The organism is Intrasporangium chromatireducens Q5-1 (assembly GCF_000576575.1).
In the GTDB taxonomy this organism is placed as follows: Bacteria; Actinomycetota; Actinomycetes; order Actinomycetales; family Dermatophilaceae; genus Intrasporangium_A; species Intrasporangium_A chromatireducens.
Genome location: NZ_AWQS01000272.1, coordinates 1 through 4,667, shown reverse-complemented (window position 1 = coordinate 4,667; position 4,667 = coordinate 1). Strand labels below are relative to the sequence as shown.

The 4,667-nt window shown below is 66.3% G+C and carries 6 protein-coding genes; 5 read left to right on the top strand and 1 reads right to left on the bottom strand.

Features of this window, described 5'->3' with window-relative positions; all coding sequences use genetic code 11:
• Positions 1–567, top strand: a 567-nt coding sequence (locus N864_RS19365) for an NAD(P)/FAD-dependent oxidoreductase (protein ID WP_162164550.1), incomplete at its 5' end; no start/stop codon positions are given.
• The gene (trxA, locus tag N864_RS19360) at positions 564–887 is read left to right on the top strand and encodes a thioredoxin (RefSeq protein ID WP_034721136.1); all 324 of its coding nucleotides are present in this window, start codon (positions 564–566) and stop codon (positions 885–887) included. The genes N864_RS19365 and trxA, both read left to right, overlap by 4 nt.
• 102 nt (positions 888–989) lie before the next feature.
• Here the strand turns inward: trxA and N864_RS19355 are convergent, their stop codons facing one another.
• Positions 990–1,703: an ArsR/SmtB family transcription factor gene (locus tag N864_RS19355; RefSeq protein WP_228389102.1), complete on the bottom strand. Its 714-nt coding sequence runs from the start codon at positions 1,701–1,703 to the stop codon at positions 990–992.
• A gap of 80 nt (positions 1,704–1,783) precedes the next feature.
• Here N864_RS19355 and N864_RS19350 point away from each other — a divergent pair, with 80 nt between their 5' ends.
• The 3 genes from N864_RS19350 to N864_RS25750 all read left to right on the top strand — a co-directional run.
• Positions 1,784–3,145: an MBL fold metallo-hydrolase gene (locus N864_RS19350; protein WP_034721131.1), complete on the top strand. Its 1,362-nt coding sequence runs from the start codon at positions 1,784–1,786 to the stop codon at positions 3,143–3,145.
• Entirely contained in the window at positions 3,145–4,419 is a 1,275-nt protein-coding gene (locus N864_RS19345; protein WP_034721128.1) for an MFS transporter, read from the top strand. Before N864_RS19350 ends, N864_RS19345 begins: the two co-directional genes overlap by 1 nt.
• A gap of 14 nt (positions 4,420–4,433) precedes the next feature.
• Positions 4,434–4,667, top strand: a 234-nt coding sequence (locus N864_RS25750) for a class I SAM-dependent methyltransferase (RefSeq protein WP_034721126.1), incomplete at its 3' end; no start/stop codon positions are given.

Genomic DNA, 4,667 nt, shown 5'->3' with positions numbered 1-4,667 from the left:
TTCTTCTTCCGAGAAAAGGAGATCGCGGTCGTCGGCGGCGGCGACTCCGCGATGGAGGAGGCTACATTCCTCACCAAGTTCGCGTCGAAGGTGTATTTGATTCACCGCCGTGACGAGTTTCGCGCCTCGAAGATCATGCAGAGGCGCGCCTTCGACAACGCCAAGATCGAGGTCATCTGGAACAGCGAGGTCGCCGAGCTGAAGGGCCAGGGCCAGCTGAGCGGCGTCGTCCTGCGTGACCTCGTCACGCGTGATACGCGCGAACTTGCGCTCGACGGGCTGTTCATCGCCATCGGCAACGACCCCCGGACACACCTCATCCACGGGAAGCTCGACCTGACCTCTCAGGGCACGATCGCGGTCGATGGACGATCCTCTCGCACCTCGGTCCCGGGCATCTTCGCCGCGGGCGATGTCATCGACCCCACATACCGCCAGGCCGTGACAGCCGCCGCCAGCGGTACCGTCGCCGCGCTCGATGCCGAGCACTACCTCGCCACTCTCGACGATGTCTTCCCAACGCTCGTCGACGCCGCCACGACCGCATCACCTGAGGAGAAACCATGACAACGCGGACGACCACCTCCGCCACCTTCGAAACGGACGTACTACAGGCCGACGGCCCTGTGCTCGTTGATTTCTGGGCCGAATGGTGCGGTCCATGCCGCATGGTGGCCCCCGTCCTCGACGCTATCCAATCTGCTCACGCCGACAAGATCCGCATCTTCAAGCTCAACGTCGACGAGAACCCTGACCTTGCAACGAAATACCAGATCACTTCGATCCCGGCGATGAAGGTCTTCGTCGGCGGTGAACCCGTCAAGACGATCGTGGGCGCCAAGCCTCGCCACGCTCTTGAGGCCGACCTCGCCGAGTGGATCGCCTGACCGGACCCACGCGTCCTCGGAATACCGGATCATGACGAGCGAGTCACGGTCACAGCGGACGCTACGGAGCAGTAAAGAAGGCTGTAGTGAGGGGCCGATCCGTCACGCCGCCTGACCGTTTTCGACTGGTAGGCCGCTCAGGTGCCATTCGAGCATGCCGTCCTGGAGCCGGCGAGCGGGCACTCCTTGATCGTGGAGAAGATTGACGGCCTCGTAAGCCAGGACGCAGTATGCGCCGCGACAGTAGGCGACGACTTCCTGGTCCTCGGGAAGATCACCGAGCCGTTCCGCGAGCTCGTCGAGCGGGAGTGAGCGCGCGCCGGGTACGTGGGCGAACTCGTACTCTTCCCGGGGGCGGACATCGATCACCGTCACCCGGCCGTCGGCGGCCTTGGCCAGTAGTTCCTCACGGCTGGTCTCGGCGGTCTGATCGACCGGAGCCGTCGGGTCGAGGCCGAGGTAGTCGTCGCGGGCGCGGCGAACGTCGGCGACTCGGTCCGTCGCGACGGCGCGTAACTGCTCGTAGAGGCGGATGACGTCGAGGCCGGCCACGTTGTAGTAGATCTTCGTCCCCTCGCGGCGGGTGGTGACAAGACCTGCCTGCCTGAGCACCTGCAGATGCGCGGACGCCGTGGTCAGGCCGAGGTCGGCTGCTGCGGCAAGCTTCTCGACACTGCGTTCGCCCTGGACGAGCAGGTCGAGCAGCTCCAGTCGTTTTCCGTTGCCAACGGCCTTGCCGACGCGTGCGATCTGATCGAACAGCTCGGTCTTCTTCTGACGATCCCCCATCACATCCTCCAAAATTTTGTGGAACACTGGATGTGAGCCTATTCCAGGTTCTTGTGGAACATCAGCGTACTCGCTTGGCGGCGAGTACGGGGACAGGAGTGAATACCGTGGGACAGTTCGATCTCATCCCGGTCGTCGACGAAGGTCTGGGTAACTCGACGTATCTGCTGGATGTCGGGGGCGGTCGCGCCCTGGTGATGGACCCGGAGCGCGACTTGCGGCAGGTGCGTGCCGAGGCGCAGCGGCGCGGGCTGCGCATCGCCTGGGCGATCGAGACACACATGCACGCCGACTTCATCTCGGGAGTGCGTGAGCTCGCCGCAGTGGAGGGAGCCGGTGTGCTGGCACCCGAGGTGGGCCCGCGTGGTTTCGAAGTGCACGGTCTCAGCGACGGCGATACCGTGCCGGTCGGCTCGTTCGCGTTGCAGGCGCTGCACACCCCAGGGCATTCTCCGGAGCACCTGTCGTATTTGCTGTGGGATGGGGACCGAATCGCCGGAGTGTTCACCGGAGGTTCGTTGATGGTCGGCACGGCCGGGCGTACGGACTTGGTGAGCCCAGATCAGACGGTGCCGTTGGCGCGGGCACAGTTTCACTCGTTGCAGCGGCTGATGGAGTTGCCCGACGAGACGCCGGTGTGGCCGACACACGGAGCGGGCTCGTTCTGCTCGGCGTCCTCGGGTGATCAGCGGGTGAGCACCATCGGCCGCGAGCGTGCGACGAACCCGCTGCTGCAGGTCGCTGGGGAGGAGGAGTTCGTTGACGCGTTAGTGGGCTCGATGGGGACGTTCCCGGATTACTTCCTGCGGCTGGGTGAGGTCAACGAGGCCGGGCCGGTCATCTTGGGCGAGACACCAGCGCTGACGGCCTTGGGCGCGGAAGAGGTGCGCACGGCGATCGCGGAGGGCGCGCAGGTCGTTGACGTGCGTGCAGCGGCCGATTACGCCGCCGGTCATGTGCCGGGTTCGCTGTCGATCACGCTGCGATCGGTGTTCTCCACGTGGCTCGGGTGGCTGGCAGATCCCACCCGCCCGGTCATCGTCGTGCGCAACCACGACCAGCGTGTCGAGGACATTGTCTGGGGTGCGGCCAACGTCGGTTTCGACGCTCTTGCCGGCGAGCTCGCCGGCGGTCTGCCGGCCTGGCAGGCCGCCGGACAACCGGCCGCGACCGGACGGATGGCTCGCGGTGACGAGCTCGTCGCCGACGATACTGTGCTGGATGTGCGTCAGGCGCCGGAGTTCGCCGCCGCGCACGTGCCGGGAGCGGTCAACATCGAACTCGGGGCGTTGACCGAGAGACTCGAGGAGGTCCCTGGCGGGCCGGTGCTGGTCATGTGCGGGCATGGCGAGCGTGCCATGGGGGCGGCCAGCATCCTCGAACGCGCAGGACGCACCGACGTCCGCGTCCTGGACGGCGGCCCCGAGGACTGGGTCGCCGCGACAGGCCGCCAACTGCAGGTCCCGTGATGCCGGAGAAGATGCCGCTCAGGCTCGGGCTGCGGGCCAACGCCGCACAGTTCACGCTGCTGGTCGCGATCAACGCTCTCGTGGGCGGCATGGTGGGCCAGCAGCAGACTGTGCTGCCCCTGCTGGCCGAGGATGTCTTCGGGCTGAGCGGGTACACGTTCATCTTCACCTACGTGGCTGCGTTCGGAATCACCAAAGCAATCGCGAACTACTTTGCGGGCACCTTCTCTGACCGGTACGGACGTAAGCCCGTCCTGATGGTCGGCTGGCTCTTCGCCATCCCGGTGCCGCTAATGCTGATCTGGGCGCCGGACTGGGGCTGGGTTGTGGCCGCGAACGTGCTCCTGGGCATCAACCAGGGACTGACCTGGTCAACGACCGTCGTGATGAAGATCGACCTCGTCGGCCCCAACCAGCGCGGCCTGGCGATGGGCCTTAACGAGGCCGCCGGCTACGGCGCCGTGGCCATCACCTCGCTGGCAGCCGGATACCTCGCCGAGCAGTACGGGCTACGCCCGGCGCCGTTCCTGCTCGGCCTGTCCTACACCGCACTGGCACTACTGCTCTCGGGCGTCTTCGTCCGGGAGACCCGCGGCCACGCCCTCCTCGACGCAGGCCAACATGTGGCGCGCTCCGACGGGCTGCACGACCACCTCCATGCAGACCTGACGAACCGGGAAATCCTCGCCCAGACCACTTTCAAGGAACCGGCACTGTCGTCGGCGAGCCAGGCCGGCCTGGTCAATAACCTCAACTTCGGACTGTCCTGGGGACTCTTCCCGCTCCTGTTCGCCACGGCGGATCTTCCCGTGGACCAGATCGGGCTCCTGTTCGCCATCTACCCGGCCGTATGGGGAGCCGGGCAGCTCTTCACCGGTGGCCTGTCGGATCGAATCGGACGAAAACATCTCATCACCGGCGGTATGTTCGTTCAGGCCGTCGCGCTCGCGCTCATCGCCCTCGGCGACAGCTTCGCAATGTGGGCGGCCGGCACCGCGATCCTCGGCGCGGGAACAGCCATGGTGTACCCCACCCTCCTGGCTGTCATCGGTGACGTCGCCCACCCCGCGTGGCGCGGCCGCGCCGTCGGTGTGTACCGAGTCTGGCGGGACCTCGGCTATGCCGTCGGGGCGATCGCCGGCGGCATCGTCGCTGACCTGATGGGACTGAACGCTGCGGTGTGGGCTGCTGCCGCCGTCAGCGTTGTCTCAGCCACCGGTGTTGCGGTGCGGATGTACGAAACTCATCCCCGTGTCCCTACACCACCACGGTGAGAGGCTGAAAACGCATGCACACCCCGCCAGCCCTTCCCGGCCCCATTACGGCTTTCGATGACCGAGCCGACGACTACGACCGCTGGTTCGACGAGCACCCGGACGTCTTCCAGGCCGAGCTGGGCGCCATCTCCGCCCTCCTCGACCCCGCCCGCCCCGCCGCGTCCGCGCCAGACAGGCTGGAGATCGGGGTCGGGACAGGACGCTTCGCTGCCGCCCTAGCCTCGAAATTGCATCGGGTGGGAAGT